Raw genomic sequence first — 24,096 nt, 5'->3', positions numbered from 1 at the left:
TGCGGGCCTTCCTATTCACGGGTAATAAAGGGAAGAATTACTTCTTCTTCTTACCTTCTTCTTTCTTTTCTTCTTTGGCTTCAACTACAACAGCAGAACCTTCAACATAAGGACGGCCATAGTAGGAGTCGAGCAGAACCTGCTTCAGCTCGCTGATCAGCGGGTAGCGCGGGTTGGCGCCGGTGCACTGGTCATCGAAGGCTTCGACAGAAAGCTTATCGACAGCAGCCAGGAACTTCTCTTCCGGTACGCCTGCTTCGCGGATGGACATCGGGATGTCCAGATCCTTCTTCAGGCCATCCAGCCAGGCCAGCAGCTTCTCGATCTTGGCTGCAGTGCGGTCACCGGTAGCAGTCAGACCCAGATGGTCAGCCACTTCGGCATAACGACGACGCGCTTGTGGACGGTCATACTGGGAGAACGCAGTCTGCTTGGTCGGGTTGTCGTTCGCGTTGTAACGGATCACGTTGCTGATCAACAGAGCGTTTGCCAGACCGTGCGGAATGTGGAATTCAGCACCCAGCTTGTGGGCCATGGAGTGGCACACACCCAGGAAGGCGTTGGCGAATGCGATACCGGCGATGGTAGCGGCATTGTGAACCTTCTCACGAGCAACCATGTCAGCCTTGCCGTTCTTGTAGCTGGAAGGCAGGTATTCCTTCAGCATCTTCAGAGCTTGCAGAGCCTGGCCGTCAGAGTATTCGTTAGCGATAACGGATACATAGGCTTCCATGGCGTGAGTCACGGCATCAACACCACCGAACGCACACAGGGACTTCGGCATGTTGGCAACCAGGTTGGCGTCAACGATAGCCATGTTCGGAGTCAGCTCGTAGTCGGCCAGTGGGTACTTCACGCCAGTGGCGTCGTCAGTAACTACGGCAAACGGAGTAACTTCTGAACCAGTACCGGAAGTGGTGGTGATACAGACCAGTTCGGCCTTTTGACCCATCTTCGGGAACTTGTAGATACGCTTACGGATGTCCATGAAGCGCATGGCCAGATCTTCGAAGGCAGTGTTCGGATGTTCGTACATTACCCACATGATCTTGGCGGCGTCCATTGGTGAACCACCACCCAGAGCCAGGATCACGTCCGGCTTGAAGGAGTTGGCCATCTCGGCGCCCTTACGGACGATAGACAGAGTCGGGTCAGCTTCTACTTCGTAGAATACTTCCACTTCCATGGACATGCCCTTCAGCAGGCGAACCAGCTCATCGGCATAACCGTTGTTGAACAGGAAGCGGTCGGTGACCACCATGGCGCGCTTCTTACCTTCCAGATCGCTCAGAGCGATCGGCAGAGAACCACGACGGAAATAAACAGATTTCGGAAGTTTGTGCCACAGCATATTTTCAGCCCGTTTAGCGACCATCTTCTTGTTGATCAAGTGCTTAGGACCAACGTTTTCGGAGATGGAATTACCACCCCATGAACCACAACCCAGAGTCAGGGAAGGAGCCATTGCGAAGTTGTACAGGTCACCGATACCACCGTGAGTGGTAGGGGTGTTGATGAGGATACGTGCGGTCTTCATCTTGTCACCGAAGTACTTCACGCGATCGGCGTTCAAGTCCTGGTCGGTGTACAGGCCAGAGGTGTGACCGATACCGCCGAGGTTGACCATATCACAGGCCATGTCGACAGCTTCTTCGAAGTTCTTGGCACGGAACATACCCAGAGTCGGGGACAGTTTCTCGTGAGCGAATTCTTCTTCTTCGCAAACCTTGACGCCTTCACCGATGAGGATCTTGGTATCAGCAGGAACCTTGACACCGGCCATATCGGCAATCTTGGTGGCAGGTTGACCAACGATAGCTGCGTTCATGGCGCCGTTGATCAGGATGATCTTGCGAACCTTGTCGGCTTCTTCCTTGGACAGAACATAGCCCTTGTGGCTGGCAAAACGTTCTTTCACTTGTTCGTAGACGCTGTCGACGACGATAACGGCTTGTTCAGACGCACAAACCACACCGTTGTCGAAGGTCTTGGACATCAGAATAGAAGCAACAGCACGCTTCACATCAGCGGTCTCATCGATAACAACAGGAACGTTACCGGCACCAACACCGATAGCCGGCTTACCAGAGGAGTAAGCGGCCTTCACCATGCCTGGGCCACCGGTGGCCAGGATCAGGTTGATGTCGTTGTGCTTCATCAGGGCGTTGGAGAGTTCAACAGACGGTTGATCGATCCAGCCGATGATGTCAGCCGGAGCACCGGCGGCAATCGCTGCATCCAGTACCAGCTTGGCTGCGGTATTGGTGGAGTTCTTGGCACGTGGGTGCGGGGAGAAGATGATAGCGTTACGAGTCTTCAGCGCAATCAGAGACTTGAAGATTGCAGTTGAAGTCGGGTTGGTGGTCGGAACGATACCACAGATGATACCAACCGGTTCAGCGATGGTGACGGTACCGAACTCGTCGTCTTCGCTCAGAATGCCGCAGGTCTTTTCATCTTTGTACTTGTTGTAGATGTACTCGGAGGCGAAGTGGTTCTTGATAACCTTGTCTTCGATGATACCCATGCCGGATTCAGCGACAGCCATCTGGGCCAGCGGAATACGGGCATTGTTGGCAGCCAGAGCGGCGGCACGGAAGATTTTGTCTACTTGCTCTTGAGAGAAAGTAGCGAAAACACGTTGCGCTTCCTTAACACGAGCAACCAGCTCGTCCAATTCGGCAAGGTTTGATACTGCCATAGCGTTTTCTCCTACTGAGTTTTTGAAAACTGTTTACTAATGTTTGGCGTTAATAAGATGTGATGACGTTTGACCAGCGAAAAACGAGTATACACAATGCTGGCTTCACGACAATTTTCCTACGTACGTCGCTTAGGAAACAATTTTCGAACTGGATTATAGGAGCAGCTTTCCCTGCCCAACTTGATCCATGTCAATTGTTGTAAAATGACAAAAGAAATTTTGTTTCAACTCTTGTTACGAGCGCTCGGATGACAAATGGTCTTGCCGAAAAGGAAGGATTCTGAGTTTTGGCGCCTTAAGGGCTCGGATGGCATCCATATGTTCGCTCATGAGTAGGTTGCCGAAACGCTAGCTGAGTCGATACACAATTTTAACTTGTTGGTTATATTCATGTTCAGGGTAAAAAATCGTCGCTGATGCGAGTCTCTGTCGAGTGGATGGAATTCATTTTTCGGACAGAATTCAAGTGCTTTAAATGAAAAAAACTAATGCGGATGGCCTGGATTAATTTTATTGATTGGCCTTTTATCCTTGGTTCTGGATAATCGCCGCGCTTCAAAATCGTATATAATTTAGTTCGTTGGTTTTCAACATGCCGAGCCTGCTATGGAACATCTGGATTTTTCGCTCTATCTGAAGTTTTTTATCGGTTTGGTGGCCATCATCAATCCTCTCGGCCTGTTGCCGGTCTTTGTCAGCCTGACCAGTCATCAGAGTTCGCAGGAACGGATGAAAACCAACACCACGGCCAATATCGCGGTGATGGTCATCCTGTGGGTTTCGATGTTCGGCGGCCAGGTTATTCTGGATGTGTTTGGTATATCTATCGCGTCCTTCCGTATTGCCGGTGGTTCGCTAATCACCTTGATTGCCTGGTCCATGTTGCAAGGCAAACTGGGTGAGGTGAAGCATAACAAGGAAGAAAAGGGCGAGAGCATCGCCAAAGAATCCATCGCCGTGGTGCCGCTGGCTCTTCCCCTGATGGCCGGACCAGGAGCGATCAGTTCGACGATTGTCTATTCGAGCCAATTCCATACCCCAAGTCAGCTGTTTGGTCTGAGTTTAGTGGTTGTGATCTTTTCACTCTTCTCCTGGCTTGTCTTTCGGGCGGCGCCATTGTTGTTCCGAGTCATGGGCAAAACGGGAATCAACGTCGTCACCCGGATCATGGGTTTGATTATGATGTCACTAGGCATCGAGATCATGGTGGCTGGATTGAAACATATGTTCCCGGGGTTGATGTAATTTGGTGCATATCAAGCACCAAAAATGAGCATTTGCTCGATAACTATTCGTTTACTCTGCATATCAGGGTAAACGGATTGTAAACGCCCCGTCATTCCTGCGTATCCCCATAAAATCTATTGCATTCTTGCTCATGTCAGGGAATTATTCATTGGTTCGAATATTGACCTTCGGCTCATTTGTGGCCGGTCAGTTCGACAAGGATAATCTGATACGGAGTAAGGACATGACTCATAATAAAAAAGCGCTCGCAATGGCGGTTGCTACTTCCATCCTGCTGTGGGGCTGTGGACAGCCACAACAAGCAGAAACCAAAGCAGCAGCTCCTGCCGCCAAGCAAGAGGCTGCCAAGCCTTTGAGCAAGGCAGACGTCAAGTTAGCGCCAGTTCAAGAATTAGTGAAAGGTAACGGTGCCGAGCCAGCAACCCTGGATCCGGCCAAGACAGAAGGAACTGTCGAATCCAATATTCAACGTGACCTGTATGAAGGTCTCGTGACCACTGGGCCAAACGGTGAAATCCGCCCAGGTGTCGCTGAACGTTGGGAAACCAAAGATAACAAGGTTTATACCTTCTATCTGCGTAAAGATGCCAAATGGTCCAATGGTGATCCTGTGACTGCGGGCGATTTCGTCTACGCATTCCGCCGTGTGGTCGATCCGAAGACTGGCTCACCTTATTCCTGGTATCTGGAAACTCCTGGTATCGTGAATGCCACTGCCGTGATCAATGGCAAGGTCAAGCCGGAAGAGCTGGGCGTCAAAGCTGTTGACGACCATACTTTCGAAGTGACTCTGGAGAAACCAATCTCCTACTTCGTCAGCATGATGGCTCACACCACTGTTTATCCTGAGCCACAAAAGGTCATCGAAAAATACGGCGACAAGTGGACTCAACCAGGTAATCTGGTTGGCAACGGTGCATACAACCTCAAAGAGTGGGTTGTGAACGAGAAGATTGTTCTCGAGCGCAACAAGACTTACTGGGATGATGCGAACACCACCATCAACAAGGTCACCTACCTGCCGATCCAGTCGCAAAATGCCGACATGAACCGTTATCTGGCGGGTGAAGTCGAAATGACTTACGAGACCCCGATCGAACAATTCAAGCGCTTGCAAAAAGAGCGTCCGGATGAAGTTCGTGTCACCGGTTACGTCGGGACCTACTACTACGAATTCAATTGCAAGAAGAAGCCGTTTGATGATGTGCGTGTGCGTAAAGCACTGGCCTTCGCCATCGATCGTGCTGTGATTGCCGATTCCGTCATGGGCCAGGGTCAAAAGCCAGGCTATGGTCTGGTTCCGGACTTTGTGGACGGTTTCGTACCGGCAACTCCGGCCTATGCCAAGCTGACCCAGGAACAACGCAACGAAGAAGCCAAGAAGCTGCTCAAAGAAGCTGGTTTCGACGAAGCGCATCCGCTGAAGTTTGAACTGCTGTACAACACCAGTGAGAACCATAAGAAGGTAGCTGTGGCTGTTGCTGCTATGTGGAAGAAGACTCTGGGCGTCGACGTGGCGCTGGTGAACCAGGAATGGAAAACCTACCTGGAAACCAAGTCAGGCGGTAACTTTGACGTAGCTCGTGCTGGCTGGATCGCCGACTACAACGAAGCCTCTTCCATGCTGGATCTGAAACAGACCACTCATGGTAACAACGATGGTAAGTACTCCAATCCGAAGTACGATGAACTGATGGCCAAGAGCCGTGAAGTTTCTGATTCTGCAGCCCGTAACAAGCTGTATGCCGAAGCTGAAGCTATCCTGGCTGAAGATATGCCATTGGCTAACATCTACCAGTATGTGACTGCTCGTCTGGTCAAGCCTTATGTCGGTGGTTACCCCAACAATCCGTTGGATAACCTCTACACCAAGGACATGTATATCATTGCTCACTAAGAGTCTCCTGGAGCCATGATGAGAAACCCGCCTTCTCGGCGGGTTTCTTCTGCTTGGCAAAGCGAGGCTTGAAGCCTGTGCCGGAATCGATATGTTAAAATTCATACTAAAACGTCTGTTGGAAGCTATTCCGACTCTGCTGGTGCTCATCACGGTTTCATTTTTCATGATGCGGTTTGCACCCGGTAACCCGTTCTCGACTGAACGTGGTCTGCCGCCTGAAGTCATGGCCAACATTCAACAAAAATACGGGCTGGATAAGCCTGTGTATCAACAATATTTGACCTACCTGGGCAACCTTGCGCAGGGTGATTTGGGTCCTTCGTTCAAATACAAAGACTTCTCGGTGAATGATCTGGTGAGTAAAGCGCTCCCCGTGTCAGCCACCATAGGCTCCTTTGCTTTTTTGCTAGCCTTGGGACTGGGGGTTAGCCTCGGCATCGTGGCAGCATTGCGACAGAATAGCTGGGTGGACTACGGCAGTATGTCGTTGGCCATGCTCGGGGTGGTGATGCCCTCGTTTGTGCTGGCGCCCGTTCTGACGCTGATTTTTGCCATAACTCTGCAATGGTTGCCTGCGGGCGGCTGGAATGGTGGCCATCTGCAGTTCATGATCCTGCCGGTGATCGGCATGACCATGTACTATATCTCTTCGATTGCGCGCATCATGCGCGGCAGCATGATTGAAACCATGAACTCCAACTTTATCCGCACCGCGCGGGCCAAGGGGTTGCCGCTCCATCACATCATTCTGCGCCATGCCCTGCGTCCGGCCATGCTGCCGGTCGTCTCCTACCTGGGGCCAGCCTTTGTCGGTATCATTACCGGCTCCGTGGTGATTGAAACCATCTTCGGCTTACCGGGTATCGGCCAGTTATTCGTCAATGGCGCCTTGAACCGGGATTACTCCATGGTTCTGGGCCTGACCATTCTGGTGGGTGCCCTGACCATCACCTTTAACGCGGTGGTGGATATTCTGTATGCCTTCATCGATCCGAAGATCCGCTACTGAGCCTGAGGTGGAATATGGTGCTTAGCAAACCCAAGCAACAAGCCGTCTCCTCCTTTGCGAGTGAGCTGGAAATCAAGGGGCGCTCCCTGTGGCAAGATGCCGCACGCCGCTTCTTCAAAAACAGGGCGGCGCTGGCCAGCCTGATCATTCTTTCCCTCATCAGCCTGCTGGTGATCCTGGGCCCCTTGTTGTCTGCCTATGCATTCGATGAGCCGGACTGGGGGGCCATGCATACCGGGCCTGATGTAACAACCGGCCACTATTTTGGTACCGACAGCCTGGGTCGCGATCTATTTGTCCGTACCTTGATGGGTGGACGTATTTCGCTGATGGTCGGGATCCTCGGCGCTTTGGTGGCCGTGGTGATCGGTACTCTGTATGGGGCTGCAGCCGGCTTCATCGGCGGTCGTCTGGACCGGATCATGATGCGGACGCTGGAAATTCTCTACGCGTTCCCCTTCATGTTCTTCGTCATCATGCTGGTCACTTTCTTCGGGCGTAACCTGTGGCTGATTTTTATCGCCATCGGTGCGGTCAGCTGGCTGGATATGGCGCGGATTGTCCGTGGCCAGACCCTGAGCCTCAAGAGCAAGGAGTTTATCGAGGCCGCTCATGTCTGTGGTGTCTCCCAGTGGAAGATCATCACCCGGCATATAGTGCCGAACGTGTTGGGGATCGTGGTGGTCTACTCGACCCTGCTGGTTCCGGGCATGATCCTGTTTGAATCCTTCCTGAGCTTCCTTGGCCTGGGTGTACAAGAGCCGATGACCAGCTGGGGCGCCTTGCTGGATGAGGGCTCCAAATCAATGGAAGTCGCATTGTGGCACCTGCTGTTCCCGGCGGGTTTCATGGTGGTGACCCTGTTCTGCTTCAACTTCCTGGGTGATGGTCTGCGTGACGCCCTGGATCCTAAAGACCGTTAAGGAGCACGTCATGTCACTGTTAGTTGTCAATGATCTGCGTGTCGAGTTTAAAACCCCGGAAGGGAACGTAGTTGCGGTCAATGATCTGAATTTCTCGCTGGATGCCGCAGAAACCTTGGGGATCGTCGGAGAGTCGGGCTCTGGCAAGAGCCAGACCGCCTTTGCCCTGATGGGACTACTGGCCAAGAACGGTGTCATTACCGGTTCGGCCAAGTTCGAGGATAAAGAGATCCTCAACCTGCCGGTCAAAGAGCTGAACCGTATCCGTGCCGAAAAGATCTCCATGATCTTTCAGGACCCCATGACCTCGCTGAACCCCTATATGAAGGTCGGTACCCAGCTGATGGAAGTGCTGCTGCTGCACAAGGGAATGAGTAAGGCCGATGCCTATGCAGCCTCGGTACGGATGCTCGATGCGGTCAAGATCCCGGAAGCGCGCAAGCGGATGGATATGTATCCCCATGAGTTCTCGGGCGGTATGCGTCAGCGGGTGATGATTGCCATGGCGTTGCTGTGTAACCCCAAGCTGCTGATTGCCGATGAACCGACCACGGCACTGGATGTGACTGTCCAGGCGCAAATCATGACCCTGCTCAACGAGCTCAAGCGTGACTTCAATACCGCCATCATCATGATTACCCATGACTTGGGCGTTATTGCCGGTCTGTGCGACAAGGTGCTGGTGATGTATGCCGGTCGGACCATGGAGTACGGCAAGGTCAACGATATCTTCTATCGTCCCTCCCACCCTTACACTGAAGGACTGCTCAAGGCGATCCCGCGTCTGGATAGCGAAGGCGAAGTTCTGGCGACTATCCCCGGTAATCCGCCCAATTTGCTGCGCTTGCCCAAGGGCTGCCCATTCCAGGAGCGCTGCCATCGGGTCAGTGATATCTGCCGCAGCAAGGCACCGGAGTTGTCAGGTTTCCATGATGGCCGTCTGCGCGCCTGTCATTGGGATTGGGAAGAGATTGAGCAGGGGAGAGAGGCGTGATGAGCGACAAGAAGCTGTTGCTGGATGTGGATACCCTCAAGGTCCATTTCAAGATCAAAAGCGACAAAAGCTGGCCCTGGTCACCAGCCCTGAATCTCAAGGCGGTGGATGGGGTCTCCATCAAGTTGTACGAAGGGGAAACCTTAGGCGTGGTGGGAGAGTCCGGTTGTGGTAAATCCACCTTTGCTCGCGCCATCATCGGTCTGGTGCCAGCCACCGAAGGTAAGGTGGTCTGGCTGGGGCAGGACCTGACCAAACTGCCGGCTCGTGAGCTGCGGGAAAAACGCAAAGAGATCCAGATGATATTCCAGGATCCCCTGGCGTCCTTGAATCCGCGGATGACCATTGGCGACATCATCGCCGAGCCACTGCAGACCTTCTATCCGGAGCTGAGCAAAGTCGAGGTGATGGACCGGGTCAAGAGCATCATGATGAAGGTGGGTCTGCTGCCCAATCTTATCAACCGGTATCCGCATGAGTTCTCCGGTGGCCAGTGCCAGCGTATCGGTATTGCCCGCGCTTTGATCCTCGAGCCGAAGATGATCATCTGTGATGAGCCGGTTTCGGCGCTGGATGTCTCCATCCAGGCGCAGGTGGTCAACTTGCTTAAAGAGCTGCAGACCGAGATGGGGTTGTCCCTGGTGTTTATTGCCCACGATTTGTCGGTGGTAAAGCACATTTCGGATCGGGTGCTGGTGATGTATCTGGGGAACGCGGTCGAGTTGGGAACCCGCAAGGCGATCTACTCCAATCCGCTGCACCCCTACACCAAGGCGTTGATGTCGGCGGTGCCGATTCCGGATCCGGATCTGGAGCGCAACAAGACCATCCAGATCCTGGAAGGGGACTTGCCGTCACCCATCAATCCGCCTTCCGGCTGCGTGTTCCGCACCCGTTGTCCGATCGCGGGCCCCGAGTGCGCCAAAACGCGCCCGGGCATCACGGGTAACGATGACCATGCCGTCTCCTGCTTGAAAGTTGCTGTTTAAGTGATGATGGTATGAGTCGATGCTAGAGCGCCTTAGGGCGCTCTTTTTTTAACCCTGAGTGGCAGATTAACCGACTGCTAATGAAGCCATCAAACCGTGATTACCACTAGGTACCGAGGATATATTCCGATTGGATGCTGGAATAATTGGCACTGATCGGTATTCTAGACTACGGCAAAGCCAACCCAAGGAGAGACCCACCGTCACTTTGGCCAGCATTCCGGCAAAACGCCGGTTTGAGACTGTGCTAAAGGCTGATGCCTCGTTCGCTACTATTCCGTCTATTTAGCCCGCGTGTGGTTAACGGCTACACCAAGGGGGACAGGGTGGTTTGGTGACCTGATCCCGCGCCCCAGTGCAGCGTGGTGATGGGGTCCGGCAGCCGTTTTGAGATGGCCCAGCGACGATTCAACCAGACTACTGCACTACAAGAGGAAGATGTTTCCATGGAAGTCAGACCCCACGAGGGTGAACTCAAGCGCGGCTTGAAGAATCGCCATATCCAACTTATTGCTCTGGGCGGTGCCATAGGTACCGGCCTGTTTCTGGGCATAGCCCAGACCATCAAGATGGCCGGCCCTGCGGTGCTGCTCGGTTATGCGCTCGGTGGTTTTATTGCCTTTCTCATCATGCGTCAGCTGGGGGAGATGGTGGCCGAAGAGCCGGTATCTGGCTCGTTCAGTTTTTTTGCCAATAAATATTGGGGCGGCTTTGCCGGTTTCCTGGCGGGCTGGAACTACTGGGTGCTCTATGTGCTGGTCAGCATGGCCGAGCTTACGGCGGTTGGCCTGTATGTGCAGTACTGGTGGCCCGAGATCCCGACCTGGGTTTCGGCCGCAGTCTTCTTTGTGCTGATCAATGCCATCAACCTCTCCAACGTCAAACACTTCGGCGAGATGGAGTTCTGGTTTGCCATCATCAAGGTGGTTGCCATTATCGGCATGATCGTCTTTGGTAGCTATTTACTGCTCAGTGGCACCGGTGGTCCTCAGGCTTCGATTACCAACCTCTGGGCTAAGGGTGGTTTCCTGCCCAATGGCTGGCATGGTCTGGTCATGTCGCTGGCCATCATCATGTTCTCGTTTGGTGGCCTGGAGCTGGTGGGTATCACAGCAGCAGAAGCCGACAACCCACGGCAGAGCATCCCTCGCGCCGTGAATCAGGTGATCTATCGCATCCTGATCTTTTATGTTGGGGCGCTGGCTGTGCTGCTGGCTCTTTATCCGTGGGATCAACTGGCCGAAGGTGGCAGTCCGTTTGTGCTGATTTTCTCGGCGCTCGGCAGCGATCTCACCGCCAACATTCTCAATGTGGTGGTTTTGACGGCAGCGCTGTCGGTCTACAACAGTTGTGTTTATTGCAACAGTCGTATGCTTCACGGTCTGGCACAGCAGGGGAATGCTCCCCGTGCGCTGATGAAGGTCGACAAACGCGGCGTGCCGGTGACGGCGATCGTGCTGTCCGGACTCATGACACTGATCTGCGTGGTGATTAACTATCTGATCCCGGGCAAAGCGTTTCAGTTGCTGATGGCACTGGTGGTGGCGGCCTTGGTGATCAACTGGGCGATGATCAGCCTGACTCACCTGAAATTCCGGCGCGCCAAAAACGCTGAACAGGTGGTGCCCGTGTTCAAGGCTTTCTGGTATCCGTTTGCCAATTACCTGTGCCTGGTATTCCTGGCGGGCATGCTGGTCATTCTCTACCTGCTGGGTGAGACAGTTTCTGTTTATCTGGTTCCGGTCTGGTTGGGGCTGATCTGGGCGGGTTATCAGTACAAGTCTTATGTCCGCAACAAGGGCAAAAACGGCACGGGTATGACTCGGGCTATGGCCGAATAACATGGCGGGTGAGTCTATCACCGGAAAGCAAGAAGCCAGCGCATCGTCGCTGGCTTTTTCATGCTTGTCTCCCTGCACCCGGCGGAAATTTTCAGAATTTAACCGGCTGCGGGTTAAGAAATGGCAGCGAGCCGTGTATCGTTTGAACACGCATCCCGACGAGAGGATCCCATGCAGTTAACCCGCTACACCGATTATGGCTTACGGATCCTGATCTTTCTGGCGCTCCAACCTGAGGGGCGACGCTCCAGTATCGAGGAGGTCTGTGCCACCTTTGATCTGCCCCATAACCACATTAACAAGATTGTTCACCAGTTGGGTAAGCTCGGCTGGGTATCGACCCGACGAGGCAAAGGCGGCGGGATTTCTCTGGGGTTGCCGCCTGAGGCGATCAATCTGGGGGAGGTGATACAGTCGCTGGAAGGCACAATGCAGCTGGTGGCGTGTGGCTCGCCCCTATGTCAGTTGTTGCCGGTGTGTCGACTCAAGGGAGTACTGGCCGAAGCGGTCGAGGCCTTCTTCGCCAGCTTGTGCCGTCATTCGTTAGCCGATTTGATCCGCAATTCCACGGCAATCCGCCAGCAGCTCGCCATTCCATTACTGAATCTCTAGGTTGCCGATTTTTCATCAGGAGCTTGTATGCAGCTAGTACGCACCACCAATCAGGATCCGCGCTTTACGGCCCTGACTCGCCAATTAGATGCCGATCTGCAAGGGCGCTACGGCCAACAGCAGGAGGCCTATGCCACCCACAATCGCCTGGCGCTACTGGAAACCGCGTTGATCGGGATTGTGGATGGTCAAGCAGTCGCCTGTGGCTGCTTCAAACCACTGGATACACAGACGGCCGAAATCAAACGCATGTATGTGCGTCCCGAGTGGCGTCGCCGAGGTTTCTCCGAGCAATTGCTGGTGACGCTGGAGCTCTGGGCTCATGAACTCGGTGTAAGCCGTCTGGTCCTGGAAACTGGCAAGGGACAGCCGGAGGCGCTGGCTCTGTATCACAAACGCGGATTTGTGGTGACGGCAAACTATGGGCCATATATCGACCTGGATAACAGCATTTGTCTGGCGAAATCGTTATAACCGACAGTTGATGGCCCATCGGCGTCGCGCCTATCAACGGCGACTCGTCGATGCGGGTTGTGATGGTATCGACTCGTTGGCGCTGGCGGCTATGCGTCCGTGACTGATGCCGGTTTGTCCCTTTTTCTGTCCGGATATGCGATGAATAATTCCCCCTTGCTGCTGAGTGCGTTGGCGATTGCGCTGACGTCTGCCTGTTCCACGCCACCCGCACCTCCCGTCTCCAGTGTCGCGGCAACGCCGACGGTGGCCCCGGTCAAACCGGCCGATCTGACGTCGGCCACCCTGGACTTGAGCCCTGTCGCAGTGGCGGCCCCCAAGAGTATTCTGCCAAAGGATTGGGCGAAGGGCGCCGTGTTTATCGAGATCTATGTTCGCGGCTATAAGGATTCGGATGGTGATGGCATTGGCGATTTCAATGGTTTGACTCAGCAACTGGACTATTTGGCCAGTTTGGGCGTGCAGGGGATCTGGCTGATGCCGGTCAATCAGAGCCAGGATCGGGATCATGGTTATGCGGTGACCGATTATCGCAAAGTCGAACCGGATTATGGTTCGGAGGCGGATTTCAAGGCGTTCCTGGCGGCAGCCCATGCCAGGGGCATCGGCGTGATCATGGACTATGTGATCAACCACAGCGCCTACCAGAACCCCCTGTTTCTGGACTCCAAGAACAAGCTCAATAACAAACGTGACTGGTATATCTGGAAGGATCATGACCCGGGTTGGACCAACTGGGATGGCAGTGGTTCCTGGCATCGCAGCCGACCGGGCCAGAATTACTATTACGGCGTGTTCTGGGAGCAGATGCCGGACTTCAATCTGAAGAATCCCGACGTTCTGGCCTACCATCAGGATAACTTGCGCTACTGGCTGAATGCGGGTGTTGATGGATTCCGTTTCGATGCGGTGGGACAACTGGTAGAAAACGGTAAGAACGCCTACGAATCCCAGCCTGAGAACAAGGTGATATTGCATGATCTTCAGACGCTGGTGACCGTCAACTACCCGGGGCGCTTTATGGTCTGTGAGGAGCCCGCCGATCCGGTGGGGGCCGCGGGTGAGGACTCTTGCGGTTCGTCCTTTGCGTTCGGTTTCAATGATGCGGTGCGGGCTTCGGTGTTGTCGGGCACAGTGACCGGCGAGCTGCAGCAAAAGTTACAGCAGTACCCGCTGGCGAACATGGGGTTGGTACTCGGTAGTCATGATTCCTATGCCGGTGTTCGCCTGATTGAGGCCTTTGATGGCGATGAGGCGGCTTACAAGGTGGCGGTGGCGACCCAGTTGACCCTGCCTGGCCAGCCGTTTATCTATTATGGCGAAGAGATCGGCATGGGGCATAGTGACGGCAACGGTGGCGATTGGGGTCTGCGTGCGCCCATGAGCTGGAGTGCCGAGGGCGGCTTCAGCACGGCAACACCATTTCGGGCACCGGCTGTGAATCGGCAGCACTACAATGCCGCCGCACAGCAAGCACAACCGGATTCGATCTGGAATTTCTACCGGCAGTTGATCGCGGTGCGCAAGGCGCACCCGGCGTTACGCGATGGCGAACTGACCCTTTTGAGCCAGGATCAGGTACTGGCATTCCGCCGCCATGACGCCAAAGAAAATCTGCTGGTGGTCATCAATTACGGGACTGGTAACGGTCAGGTGGATCTGGCGTTGGGCAATTCGCAACAGCAACTGACGCCACTGAGCGGTTTTGGCTCCCAGGTCGAGACGACGGATCAGCAGGGGCACCTGGCGCTGGATCTGGCACCCCGCGAGGTCCGAATCTATCGCCTGTAACTATCCGCTTGTAATCTGGAGCCTGTCGCTTGGCATCTCTTGAAGCCCCACTCGGAAGAGCGGGGCTTTCTTAATTGATTGTGTCGGAAAACGTGTCGGAAGCGTAAATTGCTGCCGAGGTGAGGCTCCGGCTCAAGTTGTCGAGCGCAGTACCCGACATGGATTGCCGACCGCAACCGTATAAGGGGGAATATCCCGCGTCACGACGCTCCCGGCACCAATCACGGCGCCTTCGCCAATGGTGACTCCCGGGCAGACAATGACTCCTGCACCCAACCAGCACTTGTCGCCGAGAGTGATTGGTCGGCCGTATTCCAGCCCGGATAACCGGGTCTGCGAGTCCGTGGGGTGGGTTGCGGTGATGAGCTGTACGCCGGTCGCCAGCATCACATCGTCGCCTATGGTGACCGTTGCCACATCCAGAATGGTGCAGCCCGCATTGGCATAAAAGCGGGCGCCGAGGTGAATGTTCCGGCCGTAATCACAATGAAACGGGGGATGTATCGAGAACTCCCCATCTGTGCTACCCAGCAGTTGCAACCACAGCGCCCGGCGTTGTGCTTTGGCGGCGGGCGGCAACTGACTGAGCTGAAACAGCATATCCCGACACTGAGCGCGCATGGCGCTGAGGGTCTCGTCGGCGGGATCATAGAGTTCGCCGGCCAGCATGTTTTCATATTCACTCATGATGAGAGGCTCCGGATCTTGAGAGTGGCTTGTCATGAAGGAGATAGTGGACATCCACAGGACCGGCTGGCTCAACCAGCCGGTCTTGGGGTTAGCGGTTTGCCAGCTCCGGATCAGCCCGACACTGGGTCTGTACTCCGGGCGCCAGATAGGGCGCTAGTAAAGGGGCCATCCCTTTGAGCACTTGCACCGGCAGGGCGGAAGTGAAGCGGAAGCTGTCCGCCGAGCTGCCTTCTACATAGGCGGTGAGCGTACCAAAGTGGTGACTACCCAGATAGAACACGAACGTGGCGGTGCGATTGAGCACCCGGGATTCGAGGATCTGGCCGTAGCGGCCCACTTTTTCCAAGCGGTTGTCGCCGGTCCCGGTTTTGCCCCCCAGCTGCAGCAGGGTACCGTCGCTTAACTGGAAGCTGCCTGCCAGACGCCGGGCGGTTCCGGCTTCTACCACTTGAGAGAGGGCAGCCTGCAGTGCCTGGGCCACCTCGCTGGGCAACACCCGAGTGGCCTGATCGGGCTTGGGTGCCAGCAGGGTTTCAAAAGGAGTTCCGGTGGCAAAGTGCAACGAGGAGAGGCGTTGCACCGGCAGACGGACACCATCGTTGAGGATGATGCCCATGAGTTCGGCCAGCGCTGCCGGTCTATCTCCGGAGCTACCAATGGCGGTCGCCAGGGACGGGACCAGGTGGTCAAAGGGATAGCCGAGTTTTTGCCAACGCTGGTGGATATCACTGAACGCCTCGATTTCCAGCATGGTGCGGATGCGACTATCCCGTGCGGTTCTGTGCCGGGACTTGAACAGCCAGCCGTAAACTTCTAACCGCTGCTCTTGACTTGCGGCCACTGCATCGGCAAAGGTGGCTTGTGGATGGTGGCCTAGATAATCCAGCAGCCACAGCTCCAGAGGGTGTACCCGAGCCACATAACCCTGATCGGGTAGGGAGAAGGCTCCGGGACCATAGGTGCGGTAGAGATAATCCAGTCGTTTGGCAGCCAAGGGCTCGCTGGGCAGATGCTCGTGAATAAAGCTGGCCAGTTCGGCGGGCGTGGCTTGTGGTCGCAGATAGCGATGAACCGCCGCCAGTTTGCTTTGGGTCAGATGCATACCATCGAGCAGGGTCTTGAGTTGTTCCTCCTGGTTTTTGCCCTGATATTTGCGCCAGAAGCGTCCCAGATAGGTTTTCCCTTCCCGATCGGCAAAGCGGCGCAGATACTCCTGGCGGCGGGGATCCTTGTCGTCTTGCAGTAACAGGCGGCGAGTCGGATCCTGATACAGGCTGTAACGCACCACATCGCGCAGCAAACGGATAAACGGCAGGTTGATGGACTCCTGCAGAGCCTGGCGCAGAGTCGGCAAGCGGCCATTGTCCTCCTTGCGGAAGTTGCTGAAGGTATGCAAGCCACCGCCGGTGAAGAAGCTCTCATAGGGACTGGCCGAGTAGCGGCGATCCAGCGCGGCTTGCAGCATGGACGTCAACTGACGATCCGGGTTGCGTAACAGATAATCGATGGCCCAGCGACTGAGGTTATCCTGGGCGTCCACCGGTTGCTGGCGCAGCTGCTCCGGTGACATCAGGGCAAAACGCTGATGCAGCTCGGCGATGATTTGCAGATAACTGGTCAGCACCCGTAACTTGGCGGTGGAGCCCAGCTCCAACTTGCTGGCGTCATTGATATCGAAGGGTTGATCCGTGTTATCGGTTTGCACCCGCACCAGAAAACCCTGTGGGCTGCGCTCGAACAGCGTGAAGCTGTAACGCACGGCAGCAGTTTTCTCCGGGGAGAGCAGCCGTTCGCCATACAAGCCGACGCTACCGGCAACCTCGGGGTCGGCCAGACTGCGTAGATATTGGCTGACCTGTTGCTGCAAATCGTTATTCAGATGGCTGTGCACACTGAGATCCAGATGGTCCAGATCATACAAGTTCAGCGCCAGCATGTTGCCCAGTCGCCCACGAGTGACATAGCGGGCCTTGTTGCCATCGATGCGCTCGAAGGCCGGTTGGGTGCTGAAGTTGCGGAATACCAAGCGCTGTGCCAGGGCGGCATCCCGCAGTGGCAACGAGATGGCCGCCGATTGGGCCAACAAGCGCAGATAGCTATCGGTCAGGGTTTCCAGCTCGCTGCGACCTTTGAGCAGGTAGAACGAGGGGCGGCGGTGGGCGATGAGCAGGGCGACCACCTGGCGCAGGGCCAACCCCTGAGCCAGCAGATCTTCCGGCGTGCTGGCTGCGCGGCCGAGCAGGTCATCCACCCGGGCGACGTCGGCGGCGAACCAGACGTGCAGGCCATCCCCCAGACCATGTACCTCGCCATAACCGGGTGCGGCGGCCAGCGGCACCGAGTTGAGGTAATCCAGCGCCAGCTGTTGGCGTGCCGGTAGGGTTAGCACGCCGCCCTGATAGGCACGAACACTGGCCGAGGCCATCTGGCGCAGTTTTTCTTTGCTCGAGCTGGTGCGGCCTTCCGGGGAGTGGCGAAATTTTTCCATCTGGGTGGCCAGCGTGCTGCCACCGGAGCCGTGATCCTGAATGCCAACCTGTTTGCCTAACTGGGAGAGTGCGGCGTTGGCAAAACGGGGCCAATCAACCGCTGGATTGGTCAGCGGGTACTCATCACTGAGCAGATCCCGGTTCTCGATATAGAGCAGGGACTGCAATACCAGCGGCGGTATGGTGGCAAATTCCAGGTACTGATGGCGCGGATAGCGGCTGACGTGAAACGGCTCGTTGCGGCAGTCAAACAGGGTCAATCCCGCCTGGCTCTTTTCGGCGTAGGGTATAAATAGCCCCTGCTGGCTGTAGTGCATCAGGGCCGGTGAAAATTCGGCCTGACTCAAAATGGCAAATCCGCGCTCATCAAGGCGGGGCAAAAAACTGCCCAGACGCGCATAGCCGAGGCGTTGATCATAGGGACCTGCTGCCGGAAAGTGGATGGCCTGGCTCGGACCTAGCGCGAGTCGCCAGCTGAGTGTTTGACTATATCCAGAGAGTAAGTGGGCTTGCAGCCAGGAAGTTTGCATCTCGAACAGCAGCGCAGCCAGAGCGATGGCAAGCGCCAGCACCACCAAGAATCCGGGGATCCGGCGCAAGAACCGCATCAGGCGGGAGCTGGAACGGGTCGGGGCTGGCCGGGGTGTTTCGGGGGATTCGGTCGTTGTGTCCTGGGGGGCGGCAGCCTGCGGTATCGGGTTGGTTCCGTCTGAGGATAAGACGGCGCCGGATGTTCCTGACTCCGTAGATGGTATGCTGCTGACAACCGGTTCGACGGCATCCATGGCCAATGCTCCGTGAACGAGTGGATCTGACTCATCGGAGCCTGCGAGATCAGGTGTATCCAGATGAGCGCTTTTGTTCAGTGTAATCCTCCAGCGCGTGCAGGGTGACCGCTTTATCAAATAATGCATCAGGAGAGTGAAGCAGCTTGGGTTTTGTTTACTTTTAGTACAAAAAACAATCACATCTGCAGATCTTATGGCGACCCGGTGCCGGTCCTCCACGGGCGGTAGGGCGTGTGGCCTGCAGTTTCCCGACCGGCAACCACAACAGTCTGTCGCTGCCGTCGCCGCGCTGGAATCTCCGGCGGCAAGATATTGAGTTACGCGCTGTATATAGGGCAAAATAGCGCCCCTGAAATGACCGGCTCTGTGTAAAGCCGGTCATTTTTTCTATCCCGTTTGGTAACCGAGGCCAGTCCTGAGGACTGGAAATGATAGCCGCGTTCGTGCGCCGGAAGGCCTGCAACGAACCCATGTTGTTCCAGATTGATTTGAGGAAATAGATGAACCAGCCATTGCCGTTCACCGTCGAGGTCGGAAGCCCTGCCGCTGCCAGCGCTATAGGGGCGCTGCGCTTACTGGTTAACCGAGCTCATTTGCGGTTTAGTTTTGCGGGAGTCCCAGTATGACGATCTCCAAGGCTAATACTCCGGGGCTGCGTAAAACGCTCAGCCTGTGGCAAGTGGTGATGATGGGCCTGGCCTATCTGACGCCGATGGCGGTATTCGATACCTTCGGCATCGTCACCGAGCTGACCGATGGTCATGTGGCCACCTCCTACCTGATGGCGCTGGTGGGCATGCTGTTTACGGCGCTGAGCTATGGCGCTCTGGTGCGACGGTTTCCATCCGCAGGTTCGGCTTATACCTATGCCCAGAAGGCGTTTACCCCCTATGTCGGCTTTATGGTTGGCTGGTCATCGTTGCTGGATTACCTGTTCATGCCGATGATCAATATGCTGCTGGCCAAGATCTACCTGACGGCGCTGTTTCCCGGTGTCGAGCCCTGGGTATTTATTCTGGGACTGGTCACCCTGATGACCTTTTTTAACCTGCGCGGCATCAATCTGGTGGCCAATCTCAACAGCCTGATCGTCGGCATGCAGATTGCCGTGATCCTGGTGTTCATTGGTCTAATCGCCCATGGTGTCTATGCGGGTGAGGGGATGGGGACTGTGGCGAGTCTGCGCCCGTTCTACTCACTGGATGCCGCGGTCGTGCCGATGATCACTGGCGCTACCGTGCTGTGTTTTTCGTTTCTCGGCTTCGATGGCATCAGTAATCTCTCCGAAGAGACCCCGGATGCCGGACGCGTGGTGCCCAAGGCGATCTTTCTGACGGCACTGATCGGCGGTGTGATCTTTATTACTGTTTCCTATTTTCTGCAGCTCTATTTCCCGGATATCTCCCGCTTCCAGCAACCGGATGCCGTATTGCCCGAGATTGCCCTCTATGTCGGTGGCCAGTTATTTCAGTCGATTGTACTGGTGCTGACGACAGTGGCGGTGCTGGCTTCGGGCATGGCCTCACACGCCGGGGTCTCGCGTCTGCTCTATGTGATGGGGCGGGATCGGGTGTTACCGGAGCGGCTCTTCGGTTATGTCCATCCGCGCTGGCATACCCCGGCGCTGAATGTCGCCTTGGTCGGTGGGGTGGCGTTGTCGGCAGTCTCTTTCGATCTGGATATGGCCTTGGCACTGGTCAATTTCGGTGCCCTGGTGGCATTTACCTTCGTCAATCTGTCGGTGATTGCCCAGTTCTATATCCGGGAGGGGCGTCGTCATAACTGGCGCGATACCCTGCGTTATCTGCTGCTGCCGCTGTGTGGTGCGCTGACGATCCTGGTGCTGTGGCTCAATCTGGAGCTGAGCTCACTCTATCTGGGCCTGAGTTGGGCAGCTCTGGGGCTGGTGTGGCTGGCGGTGCGGACGGCCCGTTTCCGGCAGCCACTACCCGAGGCAGCGCTGTAGGTCAATCGGATAGCGATAGTCCTGCATGGGCAAGCCCATGGTGTAGATGGGCCGGTATTAACCGGCCCGTGCTATTTTTGTCGCTCTCAAAATGAGGAGCTAGCTGCGACGAATAATGCCGTCCAACTGCAGAATAAACAGCTCCAGGGCCCTGATGTTGTCGAATTCGAAGGCCAGGCCATAGTGGGTCTCGGTGCGGCCGGTGTGCAGGCGCTTCGGGAAGCGGGTCATCTCGGCATGATGACAATAATCGGTCTGGACATGAACGCCGGGAATCGCGGCGAAGTCAGCGACGAAGGGCTGCAAGGCTGGCATCAGCACCAGACGGCTATGACGGCTATCGGCCAACAGATAAAAGGCGTGTTTGCTGTGAGACAGCATGTACTCGGTCAGATTGCGGATCTTGAAGTTGGTACGACATTCGAGGCCCCGCAAGGTCTCCTCGATGGCGGCACTATCTATAGACAAACTAGCCATGGACAAAATAGGCTCCTGGTTCAATGTGATTCCCGAGCGGGAGGGGAGGCCTTCAGACCCGTCAGCAACTAGCCTGCACGGCAAACGCCTGCCTGCCAACCGATTCCTCATCTCATCCCGCTCTTCATGTCGGCGCTGTGACGAAGCCGACGAAGCGTCGCCTCCTATCTCTGCCGACATTGCACTCCCTGCCGTCACCGAGGGGCATCTCTCATTGCAACCGAAATTGCACCATGGCTGGGCATTCTCCCGCGGCAAGGCACCAGAGTGGCTCGTGGTCGGTGCTGGGTTGGGCCTGTATTCGAGGTTTTAGCCAACAACTTCTGGATTTTGGGGTGCCTGAGTATCCGGCACGGCTTTTGCTTTTATCCAGAAGTTAGTTTGAAAATGCACGTTTGGACACTGGCGTCCTGTCCCTCCGCAAGGAGGGCGGCGCTTTTTTTTTGCCCGAGTGTCGGGTGTATACCCGAATTCCGGGTTCGAAGGGAGTCTTTGCCGTATGTCAAACCCGAGCGCTGTCCTGCCCACTGCCGATGGATCCGTTCAGACGACCTGTGCCTACTGCGGCGTTGGCTGCGGGATCCGGATCTCCGGTGATCAGCTCGAAGGGGATGCTAGCCATCCAGCCAATCTGGGGGCACTGTGCATCAAGGGCTCTACCTTGCTGGATACCATGGCATATCCGCACCGACTGCTCTACCCGCGCCTGAATGGCAAGCATGTGGGTTGGGATGGAGCACTGGACGAGATCGCCAGTCGCTTTTCCCAGATCATCGCCGAGTCCGGTCCCGAGGCCATCGGGTTCTATGTCTCGGGCCAACTGATGACCGAAGATTACTATGTGGCCAACAAATTGATGAAGGGCTACATAGGCGCCGCCAATATCGATACCAACTCCCGCTTGTGTATGTCCTCGGCGGTCATGGCTCATCTCCGGGCCTTCGGTGAGGATGTGGTGCCAGCTTGCTATGCCGATCTGGAACTGTGCAATCTGCTGGTGCTGGTGGGTGCCAATACCGCCTGGACTCATCCGGTGGTGTTTCGCCGCATTCAGCAGGCCCGGGCCCGCAATCCGCAGATGAAGTTGGTCGTGATCGATCCGCGCAAAACCATGACCGCCGAGCAGGCGGACTTGCATCTGCCGCTGCAACCGGGCAGCGATGTCTGGTTGTTCCATGGCTTGTGCCGTTACCTGCTACAAAGCGGTGCCGTGGACCGCGCTTATGTGGATGCCCATGTCGATGGTTTCCCTGCACTTGCCGCCTTGCTGGACGATCCCGAATATGACGAGAGCGCCATCGCCCGGCGTTGTGGTCTTAGCGAGGTGGATCTGCGGGCATTTTTCCGCTGGTTTGCGGCGGAGCCCAAGACTGTCACCCTCTTCTGTCAGGGAGTGAATCAATCCAATCAGGGCACCGACAAGGCCAATAGCATCATCAATGCCCATCTGCTGACCGGACGGGTCGGCAAGCCGGGTGCTTCCCCCTTTTCGATGACCGGACAGCCCAATGCCATGGGCGGGCGCGAGGTCGGGGGGCTGGCCACCCAACTCACAGCCCATATGGGGTTTAATGACACCGACTGCCAGCGGGTGCAGGATTTCTGGCAATCGCCGACCATAGCCCGGCAGCCCGGGCTCAAGGCGGTGGATCTGTTCGAAGCGGTACGGCAGAAGAAGATCCGCGCGCTGTGGGTCATAGCCACCAATCCGGCCATCTCGTTACCAGATTCGGCGCGGGTGCGCGAAGCCTTGGCCAACTGCGAGTTTCTGATTGTCTCCGAGATGACCGCTCGGACCGATACCGCCCAATTTGCTCATCTGCTATTACCGGCAGCCGGTTGGGGAGAGCGGGGCGGAACTGTCACCAACTCCGAACGCTGCATCAGTCGGCAGCGTCCCTTTACCCAAGCCCCCGGCGAGGCGCGACCGGACTGGTGGGCACTGGCCGAAGTGGGCAAGCGCATGGGCTTTGCCGAGGGCTTCAGCTATGACGGTCTCAACGATATCTTGCGCGAATTTGCCGCTCTCACGGCTCATGAGAACCAGGGCGTGCGGCAGCTGGATCTGGGCGCCATCGCCCAACTGGATGATGCCCAGCTTGATAGCTGGCAACCGACTCGCTGGCCGCTGGTTGCCCAGGATGCAGCGCACATTGCCGGCGCCCGCCGCGTGCAGGGGACCGAGCGTCTGTTTGCCGAGGGGCGGTTCTCGACGCCGAATGGCAAGGCGCGCTTGATTGCGGCGGCGCCGCTGTTGCCGGTTCTGGATGCCGATCCGGTGGATAGCGAGCGAGCGGGCTGGTTGCTCAATACCGGCCGGGTTCGCGATCAATGGCACACCATGACTCGCACCGGGCATCTGGTGCGCTTGATGGAAAATGAACCCTATCCCAAGGTGTCGGTCAATCACCACACCCTGCTGGCTTCGGGATTGGAGCTGGGGCAACTGGTGTGGCTGGGGTCGAAACGGGATCAGGTGCTGGCCCGGCTGGAGCGAGATGATGGCCTGGCGGATAACGAAGCCTTTATGCCGATGCACTGGAGCGACAGTTTTACCGCCCGAGGCGGAGTGAACCGTTTGGTGGCCCCCGTGGTGGATCCGGTCTCCGGCCAACCCCAGTTCAAGCAGACCCGGGTGCAGGTGCGGCCATTTATCGCCCAGTGGCATGGGGTCTGGATCGGTCAGCATGAGCCCAATCTACAGGGACTGGGACGAGATCCGGGCTGGTGGAGTCGTCGCCCGGTGGATGGTGGTGAGTGCCGTTTGCTGGCGGATGCCGATTGTTCCGCCGAACAGCTATGGCAAGGGCTGGCGGCGCAGGGGCACTGGATACGCCTGCCGCTCAAGGGCCAGGGTTGGTTGGCGGTGGCGCTGAATCAGGGCCGCATCAGTGGCATCCTGCTCTGTGGCGGCAGCCCGTGGCAGGTTAACGTCGGCTTGCTGGCGGGTCTGCTGGCAGTGCCGTTGGCCGCCGCGTCATTGGCAACCACGGTAGAGCAGGCGCTGGCGGGCGATAGTCGCATGGTCTGCTCCTGCTTTCGGGTCAGTGAGCGGCAGATTGTCGAGGCGATTGAACAACAAGGGATCCATGAGCGCGCTGGATTACAGGCCCTGCTCAAGTGCGGTACCAATTGCGGTACCTGTGTGGTCGAGTTGGACAAACTGGTGGCAAAACATCGCCCCCAGTGATTGCAGTAAGT

Annotated in this window: 16 protein-coding genes; 12 read left to right on the top strand and 4 right to left on the bottom strand. The window is 56.2% G+C overall.

Features of this window, described 5'->3' with window-relative positions; all coding sequences use genetic code 11:
* Nucleotides 1–37 precede the first annotated feature (37 nt).
* Complete coding sequence (adhE, locus tag ACZYUB_RS13285; RefSeq protein WP_463948594.1) at nt 38–2,701, bottom strand: bifunctional acetaldehyde-CoA/alcohol dehydrogenase; 2,664 nt, start codon at nt 2,699–2,701, stop codon at nt 38–40.
* A gap of 609 nt (nt 2,702–3,310) precedes the next feature.
* Between adhE and ACZYUB_RS13280 the strand changes: the two genes are divergently transcribed.
* The 10 genes from ACZYUB_RS13280 (at nt 3,311) to ACZYUB_RS13235 (ending at nt 14,485) form a co-directional block, all read left to right on the top strand.
* Nucleotides 3,311–3,949 carry a YchE family NAAT transporter gene (locus ACZYUB_RS13280; protein WP_463948592.1) on the top strand — a complete coding sequence of 213 codons (639 nt, stop codon included), beginning with the start codon at nt 3,311–3,313 and terminating at the stop codon, nt 3,947–3,949.
* A gap of 226 nt (nt 3,950–4,175) precedes the next feature.
* Entirely contained in the window at nt 4,176–5,849 is a 1,674-nt protein-coding gene (locus ACZYUB_RS13275) for an ABC transporter substrate-binding protein (RefSeq protein WP_463948590.1), read from the top strand.
* Between the two features lie 91 nt (nt 5,850–5,940).
* Nucleotides 5,941–6,861, top strand: coding sequence for an oligopeptide ABC transporter permease OppB (oppB, locus tag ACZYUB_RS13270; protein WP_463948589.1), 921 nt, complete (start codon nt 5,941–5,943; stop codon nt 6,859–6,861).
* A gap of 14 nt (nt 6,862–6,875) precedes the next feature.
* Nucleotides 6,876–7,784: an oligopeptide ABC transporter permease OppC gene (gene oppC, locus ACZYUB_RS13265; RefSeq protein ID WP_463948587.1), complete on the top strand. Its 909-nt coding sequence runs from the start codon at nt 6,876–6,878 to the stop codon at nt 7,782–7,784.
* 10 nt (nt 7,785–7,794) lie between these two features.
* Nucleotides 7,795–8,778, top strand: coding sequence for an oligopeptide ABC transporter ATP-binding protein OppD (gene oppD, locus ACZYUB_RS13260; protein WP_463948585.1), 984 nt, complete (start codon nt 7,795–7,797; stop codon nt 8,776–8,778).
* The gene (gene oppF, locus ACZYUB_RS13255) at nt 8,775–9,767 is read left to right on the top strand and encodes a murein tripeptide/oligopeptide ABC transporter ATP binding protein OppF (RefSeq protein ID WP_463948583.1); all 993 of its coding nucleotides are present in this window, start codon (nt 8,775–8,777) and stop codon (nt 9,765–9,767) included. Before oppD ends, oppF begins: the two co-directional genes overlap by 4 nt.
* Before the next feature lie 446 nt (nt 9,768–10,213).
* Nucleotides 10,214–11,608: an amino acid permease gene (locus ACZYUB_RS13250; protein WP_463948581.1), complete on the top strand. Its 1,395-nt coding sequence runs from the start codon at nt 10,214–10,216 to the stop codon at nt 11,606–11,608.
* 171 nt (nt 11,609–11,779) lie between these two features.
* Nucleotides 11,780–12,220, top strand: a complete 441-nt coding sequence (locus tag ACZYUB_RS13245) for an Rrf2 family transcriptional regulator (RefSeq protein WP_463948579.1) — start codon at nt 11,780–11,782, stop codon at nt 12,218–12,220.
* A gap of 27 nt (nt 12,221–12,247) precedes the next feature.
* Nucleotides 12,248–12,694 (top strand): GNAT family N-acetyltransferase, encoded by a 447-nt coding sequence (locus ACZYUB_RS13240; RefSeq protein ID WP_463948577.1) that lies wholly within the window; start codon nt 12,248–12,250, stop codon nt 12,692–12,694.
* A 141-nt stretch (nt 12,695–12,835) separates the two neighbouring features.
* Nucleotides 12,836–14,485 carry an alpha-amylase family glycosyl hydrolase gene (locus ACZYUB_RS13235; protein ID WP_463948575.1) on the top strand — a complete coding sequence of 550 codons (1,650 nt, stop codon included), beginning with the start codon at nt 12,836–12,838 and terminating at the stop codon, nt 14,483–14,485.
* 132 nt (nt 14,486–14,617) lie between these two features.
* Here the strand turns inward: ACZYUB_RS13235 and ACZYUB_RS13230 are convergent, their stop codons facing one another.
* On the bottom strand, nt 14,618–15,172 hold the full coding sequence (locus ACZYUB_RS13230; RefSeq protein WP_463948574.1) for a sugar O-acetyltransferase: 555 nt from the start codon (nt 15,170–15,172) through the stop codon (nt 14,618–14,620).
* Nucleotides 15,173–15,263: 91 nt separating this feature from the next.
* Nucleotides 15,264–18,272, bottom strand: coding sequence for a transglycosylase domain-containing protein (locus ACZYUB_RS13225; protein WP_463948613.1), 3,009 nt, complete (start codon nt 18,270–18,272; stop codon nt 15,264–15,266).
* 802 nt (nt 18,273–19,074) lie between these two features.
* On the opposite strand from ACZYUB_RS13225, the gene ACZYUB_RS13220 reads away from it, so the two are divergent.
* A complete protein-coding gene (locus ACZYUB_RS13220) occupies nt 19,075–20,418 on the top strand; it encodes an APC family permease (RefSeq protein ID WP_463948572.1) in 1,344 nt (447 codons plus the stop codon).
* A 99-nt stretch (nt 20,419–20,517) separates the two neighbouring features.
* On the opposite strand, the gene ACZYUB_RS13215 is transcribed toward ACZYUB_RS13220, so the two are convergent.
* Nucleotides 20,518–20,895, bottom strand: coding sequence for a hypothetical protein (locus tag ACZYUB_RS13215; protein WP_463948570.1), 378 nt, complete (start codon nt 20,893–20,895; stop codon nt 20,518–20,520).
* 499 nt (nt 20,896–21,394) lie between these two features.
* Between ACZYUB_RS13215 and ACZYUB_RS13210 the strand changes: the two genes are divergently transcribed.
* A complete protein-coding gene (locus ACZYUB_RS13210) occupies nt 21,395–24,085 on the top strand; it encodes a nitrate reductase (RefSeq protein ID WP_463948568.1) in 2,691 nt (896 codons plus the stop codon).
* Nucleotides 24,086–24,096: the final 11 nt, after the last annotated feature.

It is taken from the genome of Pseudaeromonas sp. HNCC25DJ182, from assembly GCF_055413365.1.
The sequence above is the reverse complement of the archived record's forward strand: the minus strand, read 5'-3'. Positions and strand labels throughout refer to the sequence as shown.

Bases quoted from the DNA above. Each gene is read 5' to 3' on its own strand.
- adhE (WP_463948594.1), bottom strand. From the start codon at position 2,701: ATGGCAGTATCAAACCTTGCCGAATTGGACGAGCTGGTTGCTCGTGTT.
- ACZYUB_RS13280 (WP_463948592.1), top strand. From the start codon at position 3,311: ATGGAACATCTGGATTTTTCGCTCTATCTGAAGTTTTTTATCGGTTTG.
- ACZYUB_RS13275 (WP_463948590.1), top strand. From the start codon at position 4,176: ATGACTCATAATAAAAAAGCGCTCGCAATGGCGGTTGCTACTTCCATC.
- oppB (WP_463948589.1), top strand. From the start codon at position 5,941: ATGTTAAAATTCATACTAAAACGTCTGTTGGAAGCTATTCCGACTCTG.
- oppC (WP_463948587.1), top strand. From the start codon at position 6,876: ATGGTGCTTAGCAAACCCAAGCAACAAGCCGTCTCCTCCTTTGCGAGT.
- oppD (WP_463948585.1), top strand. From the start codon at position 7,795: ATGTCACTGTTAGTTGTCAATGATCTGCGTGTCGAGTTTAAAACCCCG.
- ACZYUB_RS13250 (WP_463948581.1), top strand. From the start codon at position 10,214: ATGGAAGTCAGACCCCACGAGGGTGAACTCAAGCGCGGCTTGAAGAAT.
- ACZYUB_RS13245 (WP_463948579.1), top strand. From the start codon at position 11,780: ATGCAGTTAACCCGCTACACCGATTATGGCTTACGGATCCTGATCTTT.
- ACZYUB_RS13240 (WP_463948577.1), top strand. From the start codon at position 12,248: ATGCAGCTAGTACGCACCACCAATCAGGATCCGCGCTTTACGGCCCTG.
- ACZYUB_RS13235 (WP_463948575.1), top strand. From the start codon at position 12,836: ATGAATAATTCCCCCTTGCTGCTGAGTGCGTTGGCGATTGCGCTGACG.
- ACZYUB_RS13230 (WP_463948574.1), bottom strand. From the start codon at position 15,172: ATGAGTGAATATGAAAACATGCTGGCCGGCGAACTCTATGATCCCGCC.
- ACZYUB_RS13225 (WP_463948613.1), bottom strand. From the start codon at position 18,272: ATGCGGTTCTTGCGCCGGATCCCCGGATTCTTGGTGGTGCTGGCGCTT.
- ACZYUB_RS13220 (WP_463948572.1), top strand. From the start codon at position 19,075: ATGACGATCTCCAAGGCTAATACTCCGGGGCTGCGTAAAACGCTCAGC.
- ACZYUB_RS13215 (WP_463948570.1), bottom strand. From the start codon at position 20,895: ATGGCTAGTTTGTCTATAGATAGTGCCGCCATCGAGGAGACCTTGCGG.
- ACZYUB_RS13210 (WP_463948568.1), top strand. From the start codon at position 21,395: ATGTCAAACCCGAGCGCTGTCCTGCCCACTGCCGATGGATCCGTTCAG.